General features: G+C 68.8%; 1 protein-coding gene. It reads right to left on the reverse strand.

Going from position 1 to position 519, the window contains the following annotated elements; translation table 11 throughout:
* Positions 1-100 precede the first annotated feature (100 nt).
* The gene (locus PUR61_RS01065) at positions 101-421 is read right to left on the reverse strand and encodes a hypothetical protein (RefSeq protein ID WP_329874647.1); all 321 of its coding nucleotides are present in this window, start codon (positions 419-421) and stop codon (positions 101-103) included.
* Between the last annotated feature and the right edge of the window lie 98 nt (positions 422-519).

A 519-nucleotide genomic window follows, 5' to 3' on the forward strand; every position in this document is an offset into this window, starting at 1 on the left:
GCCCGATGACGTTGCCGCGCCGGAACACCTCGACGATCCCCCGGTCGACCTGGATGGGCAGACGCCCGTGCCGGAAACCCGCGGCTCCGCCGCTTCCGCGTCAGACCACTCTCCGGTCGACGAGCGCGGCCACCTCGGTGAAGTACCCACGGAACAACGGCTCGTCGCCGGGCGGTACCCGGAACTCGGGCGAGGTGCTGTACCAGAAGGCGGCCTGGTCGGTGCCGTAGAGTGCGGCGCTCGAGTCGCGTACAGTGCCGATGAACAACTGGCCGGGCCGGTCGGGCTTCTTGTAGTACACCAGCGTTCCGAGCCACCGCAGCGGCACCCGAAACTCGGATCGGCCCCTGCTGAACAGTTCGAACACGCCCCGGTCCACGCGCAGATGCAGGCTCTCGTAGTCGAACGTCAGCGGCTCCATGGCGGGACGATAACCGGCTCCCGGGTCACAGCGCGACCACCCCCACCACGGCCGCCGCCACCACGACCAGCACACCCACCACATTGACGGCCATGTCC

Source organism: Streptomyces sp. BE20 (assembly GCF_036322525.1).
Taxonomy (GTDB): Bacteria; Actinomycetota; Actinomycetes; order Streptomycetales; family Streptomycetaceae; genus Kitasatospora.

Bases quoted from the DNA above. Each gene is read 5' to 3' on its own strand.
- PUR61_RS01065 (WP_329874647.1), bottom strand. From the start codon at position 421: ATGGAGCCGCTGACGTTCGACTACGAGAGCCTGCATCTGCGCGTGGAC.